The 18,553-nt window shown below is 73.0% G+C and carries 17 protein-coding genes; 7 read left to right on the top strand and 10 right to left on the bottom strand.

The features are described 5' to 3' along the window. The 3 genes from AB0M97_RS26980 to AB0M97_RS26970 form a co-directional block, all read left to right on the top strand. A partial coding sequence (locus tag AB0M97_RS26980) for an adenosylhomocysteinase (protein WP_365963573.1) occupies nt 1-272 on the top strand: 272 nt, incomplete at its 5' end. 19 nt (nt 273-291) lie between these two features. Then, the gene (locus AB0M97_RS26975; protein WP_365963572.1) at nt 292-444 is read left to right on the top strand and encodes a hypothetical protein; all 153 of its coding nucleotides are present in this window, start codon (nt 292-294) and stop codon (nt 442-444) included. 21 nt (nt 445-465) lie between these two features. After that, nucleotides 466-810 carry a DUF6059 family protein gene (locus AB0M97_RS26970; RefSeq protein WP_365963571.1) on the top strand — a complete coding sequence of 115 codons (345 nt, stop codon included), beginning with the start codon at nt 466-468 and terminating at the stop codon, nt 808-810. A 72-nt stretch (nt 811-882) separates the two neighbouring features. On the opposite strand, the gene AB0M97_RS26965 is transcribed toward AB0M97_RS26970, so the two are convergent. The 10 genes from AB0M97_RS26965 to AB0M97_RS26920 form a co-directional block, all read right to left on the bottom strand. Continuing rightward, the gene (locus tag AB0M97_RS26965) at nt 883-1,473 is read right to left on the bottom strand and encodes a malonic semialdehyde reductase (RefSeq protein ID WP_365963578.1); all 591 of its coding nucleotides are present in this window, start codon (nt 1,471-1,473) and stop codon (nt 883-885) included. Between the two features lie 719 nt (nt 1,474-2,192). After that, the gene (locus AB0M97_RS26960) at nt 2,193-3,170 is read right to left on the bottom strand and encodes a ketoacyl-ACP synthase III (protein ID WP_365963577.1); all 978 of its coding nucleotides are present in this window, start codon (nt 3,168-3,170) and stop codon (nt 2,193-2,195) included. A gap of 141 nt (nt 3,171-3,311) precedes the next feature. Then, the gene (locus tag AB0M97_RS26955) at nt 3,312-4,481 is read right to left on the bottom strand and encodes a hydroxymethylglutaryl-CoA synthase (RefSeq protein WP_365963570.1); all 1,170 of its coding nucleotides are present in this window, start codon (nt 4,479-4,481) and stop codon (nt 3,312-3,314) included. Between the two features lie 3 nt (nt 4,482-4,484). Beyond that, a complete protein-coding gene (locus AB0M97_RS26950) occupies nt 4,485-5,546 on the bottom strand; it encodes a hydroxymethylglutaryl-CoA reductase (RefSeq protein ID WP_365963569.1) in 1,062 nt (353 codons plus the stop codon). Next, a complete protein-coding gene (fni, locus tag AB0M97_RS26945; protein WP_365963568.1) occupies nt 5,543-6,637 on the bottom strand; it encodes a type 2 isopentenyl-diphosphate Delta-isomerase in 1,095 nt (364 codons plus the stop codon). The genes AB0M97_RS26950 and fni overlap by 4 nt, the downstream gene beginning before the upstream one ends. Continuing rightward, nucleotides 6,634-7,725, bottom strand: coding sequence for a phosphomevalonate kinase (locus AB0M97_RS26940; RefSeq protein WP_365963567.1), 1,092 nt, complete (start codon nt 7,723-7,725; stop codon nt 6,634-6,636). The genes fni and AB0M97_RS26940 overlap by 4 nt, the downstream gene beginning before the upstream one ends. After that, nucleotides 7,722-8,774 carry a diphosphomevalonate decarboxylase gene (gene mvaD, locus AB0M97_RS26935; RefSeq protein ID WP_365963566.1) on the bottom strand — a complete coding sequence of 351 codons (1,053 nt, stop codon included), beginning with the start codon at nt 8,772-8,774 and terminating at the stop codon, nt 7,722-7,724. Before mvaD ends, AB0M97_RS26940 begins: the two co-directional genes overlap by 4 nt. Beyond that, nucleotides 8,764-9,753, bottom strand: coding sequence for a mevalonate kinase (gene mvk / locus AB0M97_RS26930; RefSeq protein ID WP_365963565.1), 990 nt, complete (start codon nt 9,751-9,753; stop codon nt 8,764-8,766). The genes mvaD and mvk overlap by 11 nt, the downstream gene beginning before the upstream one ends. 111 nt (nt 9,754-9,864) lie before the next feature. Further along, the gene (locus AB0M97_RS26925) at nt 9,865-10,059 is read right to left on the bottom strand and encodes a hypothetical protein (protein WP_365963564.1); all 195 of its coding nucleotides are present in this window, start codon (nt 10,057-10,059) and stop codon (nt 9,865-9,867) included. Next, nucleotides 10,056-10,598, bottom strand: a complete 543-nt coding sequence (locus AB0M97_RS26920) for a hypothetical protein (protein ID WP_365963563.1) — start codon at nt 10,596-10,598, stop codon at nt 10,056-10,058. Before AB0M97_RS26920 ends, AB0M97_RS26925 begins: the two co-directional genes overlap by 4 nt. 432 nt (nt 10,599-11,030) lie before the next feature. Here AB0M97_RS26920 and AB0M97_RS26915 point away from each other — a divergent pair, with 432 nt between their 5' ends. From AB0M97_RS26915 to AB0M97_RS26900, 4 genes are all read left to right on the top strand, one after another. After that, nucleotides 11,031-13,097: an FAD/NAD(P)-binding protein gene (locus AB0M97_RS26915; protein WP_365963576.1), complete on the top strand. Its 2,067-nt coding sequence runs from the start codon at nt 11,031-11,033 to the stop codon at nt 13,095-13,097. Beyond that, complete coding sequence (gene pcaB, locus AB0M97_RS26910) at nt 13,094-14,530, top strand: 3-carboxy-cis,cis-muconate cycloisomerase (RefSeq protein WP_365963562.1); 1,437 nt, start codon at nt 13,094-13,096, stop codon at nt 14,528-14,530. The genes AB0M97_RS26915 and pcaB overlap by 4 nt, the downstream gene beginning before the upstream one ends. A gap of 303 nt (nt 14,531-14,833) precedes the next feature. Beyond that, nucleotides 14,834-16,384: an FAD-dependent monooxygenase gene (locus tag AB0M97_RS26905; protein WP_365963561.1), complete on the top strand. Its 1,551-nt coding sequence runs from the start codon at nt 14,834-14,836 to the stop codon at nt 16,382-16,384. A gap of 407 nt (nt 16,385-16,791) precedes the next feature. Continuing rightward, on the top strand, nt 16,792-18,528 hold the full coding sequence (locus tag AB0M97_RS26900) for a cytochrome bc complex cytochrome b subunit (protein ID WP_365963560.1): 1,737 nt from the start codon (nt 16,792-16,794) through the stop codon (nt 18,526-18,528). Nucleotides 18,529-18,553 lie beyond the last annotated feature (25 nt).

The following is an 18,553-nucleotide window of genomic DNA, read 5'->3' as shown; positions in this document are numbered from 1 at the left end:
GCCTGCTGAACCTGGGCAACGCCACCGGCCACCCGTCGTTCGTGATGTCCAACTCCTTCGCGGACCAGACCCTGGCCCAGATCGAGCTGTTCACCCAGCCCGACCAGTACCCGGTGGGCGTCTACACGCTGCCCAAGCACCTGGACGAGAAGGTCGCCCGCCTCCACCTCGACGCGCTCGGCGTGAAGCTCACGACCCTGCGCCCGGAGCAGGCCGAGTACATCGGCGTCAAGGTCGAGGGTCCCTACAAACCGGACCACTACCGCTACTGAACCGACCCAGGAGGACGACGTGTACGACACCCCGCAGGAGGGCGGCCGGCGGGACGGCCGGCTGTCCCAGGACGTCCCGGCCCTCGCCGCGCCCCGCACCCCGCCGCTCAGGCTCGCCGGTGTCGACGAGGACGAGACCTGGGAGCCGCATGTCGTACGCGGCATCGACTGATGTGAAGACGGGAGGGCGGACATGGGACGGTTGCCGCGTCGCCGCCGGATGTCGCGTCGCCGCCGCTGGACGCTGGCGGACCGCTGCCTGCGATCGCTCTGGCGGTCCCTGGTGGCCTTCGGCGCCACGTACGCCGGTCCGACGGTCTACTTCAACGCGCTGCCGGCCTGCGGGCCGGCCGCACACCCCCTCGATCCCGCCGCGCTCTTCGTCCGCGCAGGCCTGCCCCCGGGAACCGGCGGTCCGCCGCCCGCCCACCCCGAGCGGCTGCGCGAGGATGCTCCGCTGACCGAGGCGGAGCGGCTGCTCGCCCGCGAACTGTGGCCGGCGTACTACTCCGCACGGCGCGCCCCCGGCGACGGCTGACCACCTCCCGCGGTGGCCGCGGGAGGCCGGCGGACCCGCGGCCGGACAGCCGCGCGCCCGCCGGCCGCCGGCTCACACGGTGGTGACGACCTCGTCGAGGTCCAGCCGCGGGGAACGCGGCCCCCAGGCGTCCGGGCCGGGCCTGCCGATGTTGACGACCACCAGCGGGGTGTGGTCGTCGTCCAGGAACTCCTTGCGCACGCCGGCCGGGTCGAAGCCGGTCATCGGCCCGGCGGCGAGGCCCGCGGCCCGGATGCCGATGATGAAGTACGCGGCCTGCAGGGCGCCGTTGAGCAGGGCGGACCGTTCACGGACCGGGCGCTCGGCGTAGAACACGTCCTTGGCCTGCGGGAAGTGCGGAAGCAGCCGGGGCAGCTCCTCGTGGAACTCGTTGTCCGCGGAGAGGATCGCCACCAGCGGGGCGGCCTCGGTCTTCGCGCGGTTGCCCTCGGCCATGTGCCGCACCAGACGCGCGCGGGCCTCGGGGGAGCGGACCAGGGTGATGCGCAGCGGGCACTGGTTGAACGCGGTCGGACCGTACTTGACCAGGTCGTACACGGCCCGGATCTGCTCGTCGGTGACCGGTTCGTCGGTGAAGGTGTTCGCGGTGCGGGCCTCACGGAAGAGGAGGTCCTGGGCAGTCGTGTCGAGTTCGAGTGACATGGGTCGGCCTTTCGACGGGAGTATCGACGGAAAGAGGGATGCGACAGGGCATCGGGCCCGGGCCGGCCGGTGACGGCGCGGCGGGCCGGGACTGGGGTACCGGCTCGGACCGCGCGGCACACGGCCGCACCGGCGCGTCCCCGCGCCGGCGCGGTACCCGGGTTCGGCGGCGGCCGGCGCCGCGGCGGAAGGCATCCTCGCGGCACCGGCGCTCCCCGCGGTGCCGGTCGCGCCGGCGGCTTCCGCGGGCGCGGACTTCGCGCGGCCGGTGGCGAACACCACCAGGCGCAGCACGACGAACCGCCCCAGCCCGGCGAGCGCGGCCGCCGACAGGTACACGGTCTGCGCGAGCAGCACCCCCGGCGCCGCCACGCACACGTGCAGGACGAACATCGCCGTGGAGGTCACGGCGTAGGCGGCCACGGCGGAACCGGCGGACTGCACCTGCTGGCGCAGGGTGCTGCGCCCGCTGCCGAAGGTGAACCGGGCGTGCAGCTCGGTGGCGAGGACCGTCGACGCGACGGTGACCAGGGCGTTGGCGAGGGCCCACGGCACGACGGCGGCGAGTGCGACGACGGCGGCGCTCGCGGCGAGGCCGACCGCACCGCCGCACAACACGAAACGGACGAAGGCGGCGAAGACGCGCGGCCGGCACGCGGTTGTCCGCGTGACCCGGCCCCCGCGCCGAACGGTGGCCGGCGGTGTTCCGTACAGCCCTTTCACCACTCGAGAAGTGCGAAACTCGCCGCCATGCCACCGCCGAACCCGGCCAGCAGGATCAGCTCGCCCGTGCGGAAGGCGCCGTCACGGGCTGCCACGTCCAGGGTGATGGGGATGGAGGCGGCCCCGGTGTTGCCGTAGCGCGTCACCGTCCGGTGCATGGTGGCGCGGGGCAGGGCCAGGCCCGCGAAGACCTCGTCCAGCATGACGCCGTTGGCCTGGTGCGGGATGAAGTGGCTGATGTCCGCGGCCTCGACACCGGCCTCGTGCAGGAACCCCTTGACCAGTTGCGGGAGCTGCTCCACGACGAAGCGGCGCACCTCCCGCCCCTCCATCGCGAAGTACTGCAGCCCGGCATCGAGGGCGGCCGAGTCCAGCGGCAGCCGGCTGCCGCCCGCCGGCACCTGGATCAGGCCCGCGAGTTCGCCGAACGTGTGCAGGGCGACATGCCGCACGAGCGGGCCCCGGGTGGTCGGGCCGAGCACCATCGCGCCGGCCCCGTCCCCGAACAGGACCACCGTCCTGCGGTCGGCCGGGTTCAGGATGCGCGAGTACACGTCCGCACCGATCACCAGCGCGTGGCCGCCCCGCCGCAGGAGCGTGCTGCCGACCGCGGAGAGCGCGAACACCGTGCCGGAGCAGACCGCGTTGACGTCGAAGGCCGCCGTGCCGGACGCGCCCAGGTTGCGCTGGACGTAGGCCGCCGTGGGCGGCTGCGGCCGGTCCGGCGTGGAGGTGGCGACCGCGATCACGGACAGCTGCTCCGAGGTGATGCCCGCCGACCGCAGCGCGGCGCGTGCCGCGGCCGTGGCCAGGTCCGAGGTGGCCTGGCCGGCGGCGGCCCACCGCCGCTCGCGGATCGCCGTCTTACGGGTGATCCAGGCGTCGTCGACCCCGGCCGGCGCGCCGACCTCGTCGTTGGAGACGATCCGCTCCGGCACGTAGGCACCGGTGCCGAGGATCCTGATGTCCTTCATGGGGCTGCCGGGGGCGGGGATCGTGGTGTGTGCCATGCGGCTGCCCTCCCCTCACGTGGTCTGTGGATGGCTGTACCGAGGGCCGGCGGGTGGGCAGCCCGGGAAGGGCCGCCCACCTGGTTCGCGGGCCCGCGAGACGCGCTAACGCGCCTGGTAGATCCGCTTGTGACCGGTGATGCCGGCCAGCCGGAACGGCCCGGTGGTCTGCTCCGGGGTGGCGTGGTCGCCGCCGTCGGTCGGGAACCGCCACTCGTGCAGTTCCCGGTAGCCGGCGTAGTCGACCGTCCTGCGCCGGGAGATCGCCTCGCGGTTCGCGTCGGTGCGCAGGTGGTCCTGGTAGCCGGCGACGACGGTCCCGGCGAAGAACTCGGCGACGGAGCCGGAGCCGTAGCTGAGGAAGGCGAGCGGCCGGCCGGTCAGGTCGTCCGCCTGGTCCAGCAGCGCGGCCAGGCCCAGGTACATCGACGCCGTGTAGCTGTTGCCGATCACCGTGTTGTAGGCCGTGGTCTGGCCGAGGGCGCCGGCGATGACGTCCTGGTCGGTGTCGTAGCCGCAGTAGTTCAGCAGGTGGCGGTGGGCCTTGTAGGCCATCTTGGTGAACGGCTGGTGGTAGCAGAACGCGGCGAACTCCTCCAGCGGGCGGCCGCCCTGCTCCGAGTAGTCCTTCCACGTGCCCTCGACCGCCTGGAGGTACGCGCCGATGGACTCCTGCCCGTCGACCAGGGCCGCCTCGCGGTAGTTGGGCCGCCAGAAGTCCATGACGTCGGCGGTGAACAGGCCGGACGGCTCCTCGATGCGCACCAGGGCCGGGTCCACGCCGACCAGCATGGCCACCGCCGCCGCGCCCTGCGTGGCCTCACCCGGGCTGTCCAGCTCGTACTTGGAGACGTCGCTGGCGATGACGAGGACCTGCTGCGCGGGGTCGCGCTGCACCAGGCCGAGGGCGAACTGCAGGGCCGCCGTCGCCCCGTAGCAGGCCTGCTTCAGCTCGACGACCCGGGTCGCCGACGGCAGTCCGAGCAGGGAGTGGACGTACACGCCGGCCGACTTCGCCTGGTCGATCGAGGACTCGGTCGCGAACACGACCGTGCGGATCCGGTCGGTGCCGTGCCGGGCGACGATGGGCGCGGCGGCCGTCGCACCCATGGTCACGATGTCCTCGTCGGCGGCGGGCACGCTCATCGACTCCTGGCCGATGCCCACGTGGTACTTGCCGATCTCGGTGCCGTTGTGCTCGGCCAGGGCCGTGTGCGGCAGGACGAACTCGCTCGTCGCGAACGACAGATCGTGGATGCCGATGGATATGGACATGTCTCAGACACCAACCTTCGCAGTCTTGTTGTCGCGTTCGAGCTGGACGTGGGCGCGCATGAGTTCGCCGGGGTTCGTCTGTGCCGCGAGCAGCGACAGCTCGCCGCACAGCACGGTGGCCGCGGCGAGGACGGCGAGGCGGCGGGCGTTCTCACCGGGGGCGCCGTCGGCCCGGCAGCCGAGCCGGGTCAGGTTCGTCTCGACGAAGCCGAGGCCCTTGCCGTTGCCGACCGTGCCGACGATCAGGTTGGGCAGGGTGCAGGAGAAGTAGAGGTCGCCGTCCCGGTCCTCGGCCATGACGGTGCCCTGCGAGCCTTCGACGATGTTGGCCGCGTCCTGGCCGGTCGCCAGGTAGAACGCGAGCAGCATGTTCGCGTAGTGGGCGTTCGCCGAGCGGACACCGCCGGCGAGGAGGGTGCCGAGCAGGTTCTTGCGGATGTTCAGCTCGACGATCCTGGCGGCCGTCGTGTGCAGGACGTCGCCGACCACGTCACGGGGCACGAGCAGCTCGGTCACGACGTTCTTGCCGCGGCCGAGGATGCCGTTGATGGCGGTGGCCTTCTTGTCCGTGCAGTAGTTGCCGGAGATCGACCCGTAGGAGATGCCCGGGATCGTCTTCAGCAGGTGGGCGAGGAGCGCGTCGGAGGCGAGGGTCGCCATGTTGTGGCCGGAGGCGTCGCCGGTGGAGAACTCGAACCGGATGAACAGCAGGTTGGCGTTGATCTCGTGCCGGACGCCGATGAGCTGCGCGTACCGGCTGCAGCCGCGCACCACTTCGCGCAGCTCGTCGATGCGCGCCTCGATGGTCCGCGCGGCCGTGAGCGCGGTCAGCGCGTCGGTCGCCTCGACGAGCACCGAGCGCGTCATCCGCTCGTCGACGAGGGTGGCCACGATGCCCTTCTCGGCCAGCCGGGAGACCTTCGCGCCGCGGCCCACGGAGGGCCACAGCGGGGACTCGTAGGTGGCCAGCGGCACCTGGGTCTCGGTTTCGGCGACGTTCCCCGAGATGCGGAGCGGGCCCACCCACCTCATGGGGACTCCGGCGATCGCGTGTGCTTCGGTCATCGTGTGGTTCCCGTCATCTCGTGGAGGGCTTCGATGGAGCTGGAGCGCTGGGCCAGCCGCCGCGTGTCGATGCCCCGGTCGGCGCAGAAGGACCGGAGCCCGCCGTGGATCAGCAGGTCGCAGCGGGTGAGGTCGGCGGGGGTGCGGGCCCCGAGCATGGTCTGCAGGGCCGCCAGCTGGTCGATCCAGGAGGAGATCTTCGCGACCAGCGCGGAGACGTCGCCGTCGAGCAGGGTGCGCAGGAAGCCGCCGGACGAGCCGACGGCACGGGCGCCGAGGGCGAGGGCGCGGGCCACGTCGAGCGGGTGGCGGACCCCGCCGGAGGCCAGCACGGGGATGCCGACGTCCTGCGCGTCGAGCAGGCAGGCGGCCGTGGACTGACCCCAGTCGTGCAGGTAGGCGTAGTCGGCGTGTGCGCGCCGCCCGTTCTCGATACGGGCGAAGTCGGTGCCGCCGCGGCCGCTGACGTCGGCCGCCCGCACGCCCAGGTTGGGCAGGGCGAGGATCGTCTCGCGGCTCAGCCCGTTGCCGACCTCCTTGACGATGACGGGGACGTCGACGCCCGCCGCGATCTTCTCGATCTGCGCCGCCCACGACCCGAAGGACCGGTCGCCCTCCGGCATGGGCGTCTCCTGCGCCGTGTTGAGGTGGATCTGCAGGGCGTTGGCCCGCAGCAGGTCGATGGCGCGCCGCGCGTTGTCGACGGACGCCGTCGCGTTGACGTTCGCCATGACGAACCCGTCCGGGTTCTCCTCGCGCAGCACTCGGAAGGTGTGCGCGCAGGACGGGTCCTTGAAGTAGGCGTGCATGGAGCCCGAGGCGATGGCCACCCCGGTCTCGCGGGCGGCGATGGCCAGGTCCCGGTTGATGGCGCCGGTCATGGTGCTGCCGCCGGTCATCGCGTTGATGTAGAGCGGCACCTGCCAGGAGATGCCGGCGAAGGCGGTGGCCAGGGACACGTCCGGGCGGTCGATGCCGGCCAGGGCGTGGTGGACGAACGAGACCTCGTCGAACTGGTTGCGTCCGCTGTGCGCGTGCTGCTGCTCCATCGCGAGGCGGACGTGGTCGTCCTTGCGCTGAGCACTACTCATTCTTCGTTCCCTTCCGGAGCGGGACGGACGGGCAGGGGAAGCACCCCGGCCGCGGCCCACCGCCCGTGTACGTGCGCGATGTCGTGCGGGGCGTCGGCGTCCAGCAGGGCGATGCCGCAGTCGCCGCCCCCCGCCCCCGATGGCTTGGCCGCACCGCCGACGTCCTCGGCCGCGTCGCACAGCGCCGTCAGCCCGGGTGTGAAGATGCCGAGGCCGACCTCGTCGTCCAGGCGGGCCAGCTCCTGCCGGGCCCGCCGTATCTGGTGCAGCAGGTCCTCGCGGTCGCCGGCCTCCAGGGCGCCGATCGCGGCGTGGACGACGTCGGCGGTGGTCTCGAGGAACTTCTGGTACGAGGGGCTGTCCCGCCAGGCCCGCCGGTGCAGACCGCGGACGAGGGAGGTGGTGGAGGCCGGGTTCCCGGTCCAGCCGACCTCCAGCGACAGACCGTGGGGCGCCGGCAGCCGGCGTACCTCGAAGTCCGGCCAAGGGGTGCGCAGGGCTTCCTCCACACCGCGGCGGCGGGCCACGTCGAGCACGAACGCCCGGTCGGGTGCCCGGTAGGCGATCCAGCCGCCCCAGGTGCTGGCGGCGAGGTCACCGCCGGAGCCCTTGGGGTCGATCCGGGCCGTCGCGAGCAGGGCCAGGCGGAACCGGGCGTCGGCCGGCAGCTGAAGTCCGCAGTACGCCGCCACGGCCGCGACCGTCGCCACGGTCACCGCGCCGCTGGAGCCCAGGCCGTACTTCCTGCCGTTGTCGTGCAGCGTGCTGGTGACCGACACGCTCAACGGGGGTACGGCGAGGCCGCGTTCGGCGAGCAGATCGGCCACGGCCTCGATCGCGGTGACCACATGGGCCGTGCTGCCGTCACCCCCGGTCAGCCGGCCGTCCAGCCACCGGTGGCGCACGGCTCGCGCAGTGAGGTCGGAGGAGATCACGACGCCGGTGTGATCGGCGTCGGTGACGGTGACGGTGATGCAGCGGTCGACCGCCACCAGGATCGCCGTGTTGCCGGGCTCCACCACCGCGTACTCGCCCGCGACGTACAGCTTGCCCGGCGCGCGCCGCACGACCGTGCGCCGGGAGGTCATCGTCCGTCCCCGGTGAGCAGGCGGGCGCCCTCGCCCGGTCCGGCGATGTGCACCGCGCCGCCGGGGGCGGCGGTGCGTACGGCCGCGGCCACCCGGTCCGCGTCCGTACGCCGGCACAGCACCTTGACGTTCGGTCCGGCGTCCATGGTCACGTAGGCCGGTGTGCCGTCCTGCCGGAGCTGCAGCACGGTGTCGAGGACGGTGAGGGAGGCCGGCGACATGTAGCGCACGGCGGGGCGCGCCGCGAGCATGGTCGCGTGCATGCCCAGGGCGTTGCGCTCCGCGATCTCCCCGACCGCCTCCAGGTCACCGCGGCTCAGCGCCGCCCGCATCTCGGTCAGGTCGGCCTTGCTGGAGACGGCCCACGGCTCGTACAGCGGTGAGGTGTCGACGGTACGGCGCATGGCCTCACGGCTGGAGACCGCCTTGGGGCCCGCGTTGACCACCGCGATGACCAGCGCCGGGTCGAGGTCCGCGGCGTGCACCGGTTCGGCGTACGAGCTGAGGTCCGCCTCCTGGTCGGTGCCGCCCGCCCGCCCGGCGTGCCAGAGCGCGAACCCGCCGAAGATCGACCGGGACGCGGAGCCGGAGCCGCGCCGGGCCAGCCGGGAGAGCGCGGTGGCGTCGTAGCCGAGCCCGTACGCGGCGGCCGCGGCGACCGCGAGGGCGGCGAACCCACTGGCGGAGGAGGCGAGTCCGGCCCCGGTGGGAACGGTGTTCTCGGTGTCGACGACGGCCCGGTGAGCCAGCCCCGCCCGCTCGCGCACCAGCTCCAGGAAGGCGACGATGCGCCGCTCGGCCTCGCCCGTCGCGGGCCGGCCGTTGAGCGTGACCGTGTCGTGCCCGGCGCCGGGAGCGAGCCGCACGCGGGTGGTCGTCGGGAAGATGTCCAGCGTCATCGACAGGCTGTCGGTGCGCGGCAGGAAGAGCCGTTCGTCGCTCTTGCCCCAGTACTTGATGAGCGCGATGTTCGGGTGCGCGACGGCGGTGGCGTCCTGCGCCCCGCCCCCGCCCTTGGCCCGCGATCGCACGAGCTGCTCAGTGTGCATGCCGGGTACGCCTCCTCAACGGTACGACCCACGTCTGGACGGCGCCGGCGTCGTGCAGACGCCGGGCGACCTCCCCGGCCTGCTCCGGCTGGGTGAGGGCGAGGACGCAGCCACCCAGGCCGCCCCCGGTGATCTTGGCGCCGAGGCTGCCCGCCCGCAGCGCGGCCTCGACCATCGCGTCGATGCGGTCGGTGCTCAGGCCGGCCGCGCGCAGCAGCTCGTGATAGCGGGTCAGCCGCGCACCGAGCTCTTCGGGCGAGCCGTCGGCGAGCGCCCGCCGGGCCTCCTCGACGAGCTGCGCGGCACGGGACAGGAATGTCTCCTCGGCCCCCGCTTCGCGCCGGAAACCGTCACGCAGCAGCTCGACCGCTTCCTTGGTGCTGCCCGCGGTGCCGCTGTCCGCGATGATGAACAGGCCGTCGCAGCCGATGGCCAGCTCCTCGGCCCGGCCCGCCTGGAACAGCAGCGGGGCCGCCGCGCCGACGGCCATGGCGTCGACGCCGCTGGCCCGGCCGTGCGCCATGTTCTCCGCCGTCTGCACCAGTTCGAACGCCGTGGCCTCGGACAGCTCACGGCCGAACAGATCCGCCAGGGCGAGCACGATCGCGCGCGCGTTCGCGGCACTGGAGCCCAGCCCGCGGCCGGGCGGGACCGCACCGTCGAGGATCACGTCCAGGTGCGGCATGCGCACCAGGCCCATGCGCTCCGCGAAGGCCGCGGCAAGCCGCTGCAGACCGTCGGAGGCCAGCGTCACCACCGCCCGCGAGGCGGAACCGGTCATGGTGAAGGACAAGCCGCCCCGGGCGTCACAGGCGTGGGAAGACCATCCGGCGCTGGCCGTGGCCGTGAGCTGCGGAATCGGCAGCGCGAGCGCCGGGGTCCCGTACACGACCGCGTGTTCGCCCAGCAGGATGGCCTTGGCGTGGGCGCGACCGATGCCGACCGAGCGAGCCCGATGGTTCTCCGAAACCCCCTCCACTGAGGTCGGTAGCGTCAACGCACTCACTTCCCTTGTCGTTTCACGAAAGTCTTCGAGACGGGCGGTTGCATGGTGTCGGGCAGGAATTGATGCGGGCGGAATGCGTCATCGTCACCGGGTGGCGGGAGGACGCCGCATGGCGATCTCCGTGAGTTCCTCGATGTCGAATTCCGAGCGGCAGTTCGGCGCGCCGTAGCGGGTGATCTTCCCGCGGCTCACCCATTTGCGGATCGTCGCTTCGGACACCCCCACGGCAAGTGCGGCCACCTTCGTGGGAACAAGCCGGTGGCGTGGCGGTTTCGTCATGCGGTGACACCCTTTCGCTGCCGTTCCATGAGCTGCCTCAGCCTCAGCCATTCGTGCGTTTCCCAGGAATGCCCTGCCGAGCACTCGATGCTTTTCCTCCCCGACGTGCCGGTGCTCTTCGGCGAGGCGCTGATCGTGCCCGCGCAGCCGTCCACGACGCAGTGCAGGACCAGCGTGTGCAGCGCACCGGGCTCGGGGTCGATCATGCTGCGCAGCTCGGCGACGAGGCCCGCCACCTCACCTGCGAAGTCGGCGGCCGGGGGTTGCGCGGCGAGCCACTGCAGATGCTGGGTCAGAAACCGGGTCAGGTGCGGGACCGAACGGGCCGGCGCGGCCACCCCGAGCTGTTCCACGACGATTTCCGCCCACGACTCGAGAATGGCGCGGATGTTGTACCGGGCGTCGAGCACCGAGATGTTCAGGTGGTCCCGGTTACGGCTTCCGGAAACCCGGGTGGGGTTGGTCCGCCGGTGGCTCGGAGATACGTGGTGCAGACACTCCTGGTGCAAGGCGGGAAGGGTGCGCAGATCGCGCTCCACCTGGCTGACACAGGAAGCGCAGAGGACGGATCCGGAAACGGCACGGCTCTCATGAGTGTGATGTCCGGGGCACGGGTGAACCATCAACGCATCTCCTTCATGAGGCGGCTCGCCCTCCGCGACCGTGCTGCGCCGAATCGCCGAGTCGATCCTGGTGACGCCTTTGTCCGGAACGTAGTCACCGGTGCTGGAGTCTCGATACAGCCTCGTTCGCGGCCCGCCTGAGGTCCCCCGCCGGCCCTGCGGCGCCGCTCGGACGCAGGCCGCCGCATGCCCGCCGCCGGCCTTCGAGCCGATTTCCACCCGGGGCCCAGCAATGGTTGAGCGCCTGCCCCGACGGTGGCGGAAGAAGGAGGCACTGTGGACGGTACGCATGGAAGCGAACGCGCATTAGGCGCCGGACTCGCACCGCACAGCACGGCGGCCACGCACATCGAGGTGTGTCTCGTCGGCGCAGGACCGCGGGGTCTTTCCGTACTGGAGCGGCTCTGCGCACACGAACGGAAGTCGCCCCGCTGGGAGGCCGTCACCGTGCACGTCGTCGACCCGGACCCGCCGGGTGCGGGACGGGTGTGGCGCCCCGCGCAGTCCCGGCACCTGCTGATGAACACCGTGGCCTCGCAGGTCACGGTCTACACCGACGCCAGCGTCCGGATCGACGGCCCGCTGGAGGAGGGACCGAGCCTGTACGAGTGGGCCAAGGCCCTCGACTCCCGCACGCTCGACAACGGCCCGGCGGCCGGGTACGACGACGAGGTCCTCGCCGAGGCGGGCCGCCTGGGACCCGACAGCTATCCCACCCGGGCCCTCTACGGCTGCTACCTGACGTGGGCGTTCCGGCGCGTCGTCGAGAACGCCGCCGCGCACGTGACGGTGCGCACACACCACGTACGTGCCGTCGCCCTCGAGGACGACGGCGCCGCGGCCGGACACGACACGACGCAGACCGTCGTGCTGGAGGACGGCACCCGGCTGTCCGGGCTGTCCGCGGTCGTCCTGGCCCAGGGCCACGTGCCGACCCGGCTCAGCGACACCGAGCGTGAGCTGGCCGACTTCGCCGACCGCAACGGGCTGACCTACCTGGCCCCGTCCAACCCGGCCGACGTGGACCTGTCGGGCATCGGGCCCGGCGAGCCGGTGCTGCTGCGCGGACTGGGCCTCAACTTCTTCGACTACCAGGCGCTGTTCACCCACGGCAGGGGCGGCGTCTTCACCCGCGTCGACGGCCGGCTGGTGTACCGGCCCTCCGGCCGCGAACCGCGCCTGTACGCGGGCTCGCGGCGCGGTGTGCCCTACCAGGCGCGCGGCGAGAACCAGAAGGGCGCCCACGGCCGCCACCACCCCCGGCTCCTGACGGCCGGGTACATCGCGAAGCTGCGGGCCCCCGGCCGCGCGGCCATCGACTTCGCCGCCGACCTGTGGCCGCTCATCTCCAAGGAGGTGTGCAGCGTCTACTACGCGGCCCTGCTCGCCTCCCGGGGCGAACCCCCCGCCGTCGTCGAGGACTTCGTCGAGAACTACCTGCACGCCGAGCCGGGCGACGACGAGGAGCGGCTGCTCGACGAGACCTCGATCGCCGCGGCCGAACGCTGGGACTGGCAGCGGATCGCCCGCCCCTGGGGCGACCGCGTCTTCCGCGACCGCGCCGCCTTCCGCGGATGGCTGCGCGGCCACCTCGCCGACGACGTCCGCCTGGCCCGCCAGGGCAACGTCGACGGACCGGTCAAGGCCGCCCTCGACGTCCTGCGGGACCTGCGCAACGAGCTGCGGCTCGCCGTCGACCACGCCGGCCTGACCGCCGCGTCCCACCGCGACGATCTCGACCACTGGTACACACCCCTCAACGCCTTCCTGTCCATCGGCCCCCCGGCCTCCCGCATCGAGGAGATGGCCGCCCTCATCGACGCGGGCGTCCTCGAGGTGACCGGCCCCGGCCTGCGCGTCACCGCCGACCCGGACGACCCGCTGGGCCCCTGCTTCACCGCCGTGTCGAGCGAGATACCGGACGTGCGGGTGCGGGCCACGGTACTCATCGAGGCACGGCTGCCCGAGATCGATCTGCGGCGCACCGCCGACCCGCTGATGAGCCGGCTGCTGCGCACCGGGCAGTGCCGTCCCTACCGCATCCCCGCCGGGGACGGCACGGACGGCGCGGATTACGAGACCGGTGGCCTCGCGGTGTCCGAGCGGCCCTACCACCTGATCGACGCCCGGGGCGTACCGCACCCGCGGCGCTTCGCCTACGGGGTGCCCACCGAGTCCGTGCACTGGGTCACCGCCGCGGGCATCAGACCCGGCGTCGGCTCGGTCACCCTGGAGGACTCCGACGCCATCGCGGCGGCGGTCCTCGCCCTGCCCGGCCTCCCGTCCCCCGCGCGGCAGCCGGACAGCAGGCCGGCGGACACCGGGCCGAGCGGCATCGGGGCGACGGACCGCAGGCCGACGGACCGTACGGCTCTGGCCGCAGTCGCGGCCCCGAGCGGGAGAACAGGCTCATGACATCCCTGCACGAGGCCCCACCGGCCGGAACCCTCGCCGCCCACCTGGACGCCGGACTGCTGTCACCGGTCCGGACGGGCACCCCTGTCGAGGCGGTGGTGGGCGACGGCGCCTGGCTGCAGGCGATGCTCGACGCGGAGGCGGCCCTGGCCCGCGCCCAGGCCCGCTGCGGCACGGTGCCCGCCCACGCGGCCGAGGCCATCACGGCCGCCGCCCGCGCGGACCTGCTGGACGTACGCGAACTCGCCCTGGCCGCGCGGGAGACCGCGAACCCGGTCGTGGGCGTGGTCAAGGCGCTGACGGCCGTGGTCGCCGAACGGTCCCCGCAGGCCGCCGAGTACGTCCACCGCGGCTCCACCAGCCAGGACGTCTTCGACACCGGCGCGATGCTGGTGGCGGCACGCGCGCTGCGCCTGATCGTCGCGGACCTGCGGACCGTGGCCACCGCGCTGTCCGGCCTCGCGGCCGAGCACCGGGACACCGTGATGCCGGGCCGCACCCTGGCCCTGCACGCCGTGCCCACCACCTTCGGGCTCAAGGCGGCCGGCTGGCGGCACCTGGTCCTGGACGCCGCCGAGCGCCTCGAAGGGGTCGCCGTCGGGCTTCCGGTGTCGCTCGGCGGCGCGGCCGGGACACTGGCCGGCTACCTCCAGTACGCGGGAGAGGGCGCCGACCCCGCGGCCGTACTGGACGAACTCGGCGCCGCCTTCGCCGACGAGACCGGCCTGGCCGCCCCCCGGCTGCCGTGGCACGCCCTGCGCACGCCCGTCGCCGACCTGGGAGCGGCCCTCGCCCACACGTCCGGGGCCCTCGGCAAGATCGCCGCGGACGTGCTGGTGCTCACCCGCACCGAGATCGGCGAGGTGGCCGAGCCCGCGGTCGCCGGACGGGGCGCCTCGTCGGCGATGCCGCACAAGCGCAACCCCGTGCTCGCCACCATGATCCGCTCCGCCGCCCTCCAGGTGCCCGCCCTGGCCACCGTGCTGGTTCAGGGCCTGTCCACGGAGGACGAGCGCTCGGCCGGGGTGTGGCACGCGGAGTGGCAGCCGCTGCGCGAGGCCCTGCGGCTCACCGGCGGCGCCGCGCACACGGCCGTCGAACTCGCCCGAGGGCTCACCGTCCACCCGCAGCGCATGCGGGCCAACCTCGGCGCGACCGGGGGGCAACTCGTCTCCGAGCGGGTCTCGGCCGTCCTGGCGCCACGCCTGGGCAAGGCGGCCGCCAAGGAGCTGCTCACCCGGGCCTCGCTGCTCGCCTCCGCGGCCGGCCGGCCACTGGCCGACGTGCTGGCCGAACTCCCCGAACTCGCCGGGGTGCTGACCCGGGCCGAGGCGACCGCCCTGCTCGACCCGTCCGGCTACACGGGCGCGGCCGGCCCTCTGGTGGACCGCGCACTGAGCACACCGCGGCCGGCACGGACGCCGGCGCCCTGAACACCCCGCCGGCGCGTCCCGGACGCCCGAGGACGCGCCGACGGGCCGGGGAGGGACCCGGCGGGGGAGCGGGGAGAGCCCGGTCGGGGACGGGGCACAGCCGCGGACGGACGCCCGGCCGCGGAGGGGTTCCGGCCGCTGCCCGCGCACGCCGCCCCCGGCCCGGCGCCCGGCCGGGCCGCCCTCGCTCAAGTCCCCCTCGCGCAGGCCTCGAAGGCCGCTTGAGGTGGCGCAAAACCCGGCCACTCGCAGGGCCGCGCCCCGCATGATGCACACCACGACACACAGGGGAGGGCGGCCGAGATGAATCAGGACGCACGTGTTGTCCACGGTGGGGACGGTCACGGCCACGCCGTGGTCATCGGCTCGAGCCTCGCCGGGCTCACCGCGGCGCGGGTCCTGGCCACCTACATGGACCGGGTCACCGTGATCGAGCGCGACTGGGTGCCGCACGGGCCCGGACGGCGCCGGGGCGTGCCGCAGGCGCGGCACACGCACGGCCTGACCACGGCCGCCCAGCGCGGCCTGGAGCTGCTGTTCCCGGGCATCGTCAAGGAGCTGACCGGCGCGGGTGCGGTGCTGGTGCGCATGACCGAGGACATGCTGCTGCTCGGTCCGGGCGGATGGCTGCCCCGGATCGACTGCGGTCTGTCGACGCTCAGCGCCAGCCGGGATCTCATCGACGCACTGATACGTGACCGGCTGCGCGCCGACCCCAAGGTGACGTTCCTGCCGAAGCACGAGGCCGTGGCGCTGGAGCCGGGCCGCGAGGACACGGTCACGGGGGTGTGGGTGCGCGGCCGGGACCGCACGGCGCCGGACGGCTGGGGCACCCCCCGGCTGCTCGGCGCCGACTTCGTGGTGGACGCCGCCGGACGCGGCTCGCGGGCCCCCGAGTGGCTCGCCGAGCTCGGCTACGCGCCGCCCCGTGAGACGGTCGTCGAGGCCCGTACCTCGTTCGCCACCGCCGTGTTCGCGCCGCCCGTCGGGCACGTCGCCGACTGGAAGAGCCTGCTGCTGATGCCCGCGCCCGGCCACCCGGCGCAGGGCATGCTCCACCCCGTCGAGGGCGGCCGCTGGTCGGTGTCGGTCTGCGCCGGTGACGGCGGGCGCCCGCCCGCCGACCACACGGAGCTGCTGCGTGCCGCGGGGGCGCTGCGCGATCCGCTGCTGCGCGACGTGCTGGAGGCCGCCACACCGCTCGGCCCCGTCTACAGCTGCGGCCCCAGCGGCAGCCGCTGGCGGCACTACGAGAAGCTGCGCCGCTGGCCGGACCAGTTCCTCGTCGTCGGTGACGCCTTCGCCGCCCTCGACCCGGCGCACGGCCAGGGCATGACGGTGGCGGTGGAGTGCGCCCTCGTCCTCGACCGGCTCCTCGCCTCGCACGGCACCGCCGTCGGCCTCGGTTACCGGTTACGCCGGGCTCTCGCCCACCGTGTGACGCCCGTCTGGCAGGCGAGCGTCCGCGCGCTGGGGGCGGCGCACCAGGACCAGGACCGGCGGGCGGGCCGGCGCGCCCGGCTCGGCAGGTGGTACACGGCCCGGCTGGCGAAGGCCGCGACCACCGACCCGTCCGCGGCGGCCGTGCTGCTCGAACTGCTCCAGGCCGCCGCCCCGTCCGCCGCGGTGCTGCGGCCGTCGGCGGTACGCGCCGCGCTGCGCGGTCCGCGTGGCCCGGTGCCGGCCGGTGCGCCCAGCACCACCCACGGCCCGGACGCGCGCCGGCGGCGTGCCGTCGTGCCGGGCCCGCCCGCCATCGGCGTGTCCACCGGCTCCGCCCGCTGGAGGCCCGCCACCGGATCGTCGGCGCAGTGGCCGACCGCGGCATCCGCCCTCGACCGGACGGAACCGTGACCGCCACGGCCGGGCGCACGGCAGGCTGTACCCGGCCGCAGGCCGCACGGAGCGCGGTCATACGCTTTCCCTATGACACAAGCAAATCAACTGGCGTCCGCGGAGACGTACTTGGGTGACATGTGTCCGCACGGTGCCCGCAACGGCCGCGCAGACGGCGTCCAGTTGAGCAACAAGAGGGGCGACATGCACTCTGGTGACTCGCAACTCGCTCGAGAGACGCTTGAGTTGGCACCGGGCTTGGGCTTGAGAGCGGTTGTCCGGCCACGTCGTGCGTCGATAGCGTTCCAGCTGCTTCAAGGCACCGGCCCGCTTGCGCCGCGGCAGGCCACTGGGACCGACGACCGGTTTCCGGCCGAATCGGTTGTGCCTGTGACCATCGAGCGGCGAAGGGAGGGTGCGCGGGTATGAGCACTACCGAAACTGCGCCACCGAGTGCGCGCACCGAGGTGTCGAAGGGCGTTCGCCTCGCCGACTGGACGGATTCGCGGCTCGGGCTCTACAACTTCCGGTTCCTGGTGCGCAAGGTCTTTCCCGACCACTGGTCGTTCATGTTCGGTGAGATCGCGCTCTACAGCTTCATCATGCTGCTGCTCACCGGGTTCTGGCTCACCATGTTCTTCGACCCGAGCATGACGGAGACCGTGTACGAGGGGTCGTACGCCCCGCTGCACGGCATCCACATGTCGCGGGCGTACGAGTCCACCATCGAGATCACCTTCGACGTGCGCGGCGGTCTGCTGATCCGGCAGCTGCACCACTGGTCGGCCCTGGTGATGATCGCCGCGCTGTGCGTGCACATGCTGCGGCACTTCCTGACCGGCTCGTTCCGCAAGCCGCGCGAGGCCAACTGGCTGATCGGCTTCACGCTGCTGGTGCTGGTCACCCTGGAGGGCTTCGTCGGGTACTCGCTCCCCGACGACCTGCTCTCGGGCACCGGCCTGCGCATCGCCGAAGGCGTGACCCTGGCGATCCCGCTGGTCGGCACGTACCTGACGATGTTCCTGTTCGGCGGTGAGTACCCGGGCCACGACGTGATCGGCCGGTTCTACAGCTTCCACATCCTGCTGTTGCCGGGCATCATCCTCGCCCTGGTCACCATCCACCTGATCCTGGTCTTCTACCACAAGCACACCCAGTTCCGGGGTCCCGCGCGCACCGAGCAGAACGTCATCGGCCAGCCCCTGATGCCGCACTACACGGCCAAGGCCGGCGGCTTCTTCTTCCTGGTCACCGGCCTGCTCGCGCTGCTCGCGGGCGTCGCGCAGATCAACCCGGTGTGGATGTACGGTCCCTACCGGTCCGACCAGATCTCCCAGGGGTCCCAGCCGGACTGGTACATGGGCTTCCTGGAGGGCGCCCTGCGTGCCATGCCCGCCTGGGAGTTCGTCCTGCCCGGCGGCTACACCGTCAACCTGGGCGTGCTGATCCCGGCCGTCATCCTGCCCACGGTGATGATGGCGGTGATCGCCCTGTGGCCGTTCCTGGAGGCCTGGGTCACCGGGGACACCCAGGAACGCCACCTCCTCGACCGGCCGCGCGACCACCCGACGCGGACCGCGTTCGGCATCTCCTTCGTCTCCCTGTACCTGGTGCTGTTCTTCGGCGGCGCCAACGACGTCCTGGCCGAGCGGTTCCACCTGTCGCTGAACGGGATCACGTGGGCGGTGCGGATCGGCGTCTTCGTCGTGCCGGCGCTGACGTACGTCATCACCAAGCGGATCTGTCTCGCCCTGCAGCGGCGGGAGCGCGACAAGCTCCTGCACGGCCGTGAGACCGGGCGGATCCGCAGGCTGCCGCACGGCGAGTTCGTCGAGGTGCACGAGCCGCTCGACCGCTGGCACCGGTACACCCTGCTGGCCCGAAGGGACTACCAGCCGCTGCCGGCGCCGCAGGCGGAGCACAACGGTGTGCCCAACCCGCAGCTGCGCCAGGAGATGCTGCGCCACAAGCTCAGCCGCTGGCTGTACGGCGGGCAGATCCCGAAGCCGACGCGGCAGGAGCTGGAGGCGGCCCTGGAGCACGGCGGCCACTCGCCGAACGGCCACGGCTCACTGAACGGTCATGGTTCGCCGAACGGGCACGCGGCGATCGGCGCGCAGCGCCCCGCCGAGGACCGGGAGTCGGACCAGGCACGCAACTGACCCGGCAGAGCAGAGGGCCGGGGCA

It is taken from the genome of Streptomyces sp. NPDC051207 (assembly GCF_040682395.1).
Classification (GTDB): domain Bacteria; phylum Actinomycetota; class Actinomycetes; order Streptomycetales; family Streptomycetaceae; genus Streptomyces.
This window is presented reverse-complemented; position numbering and strand designations above follow the sequence as displayed.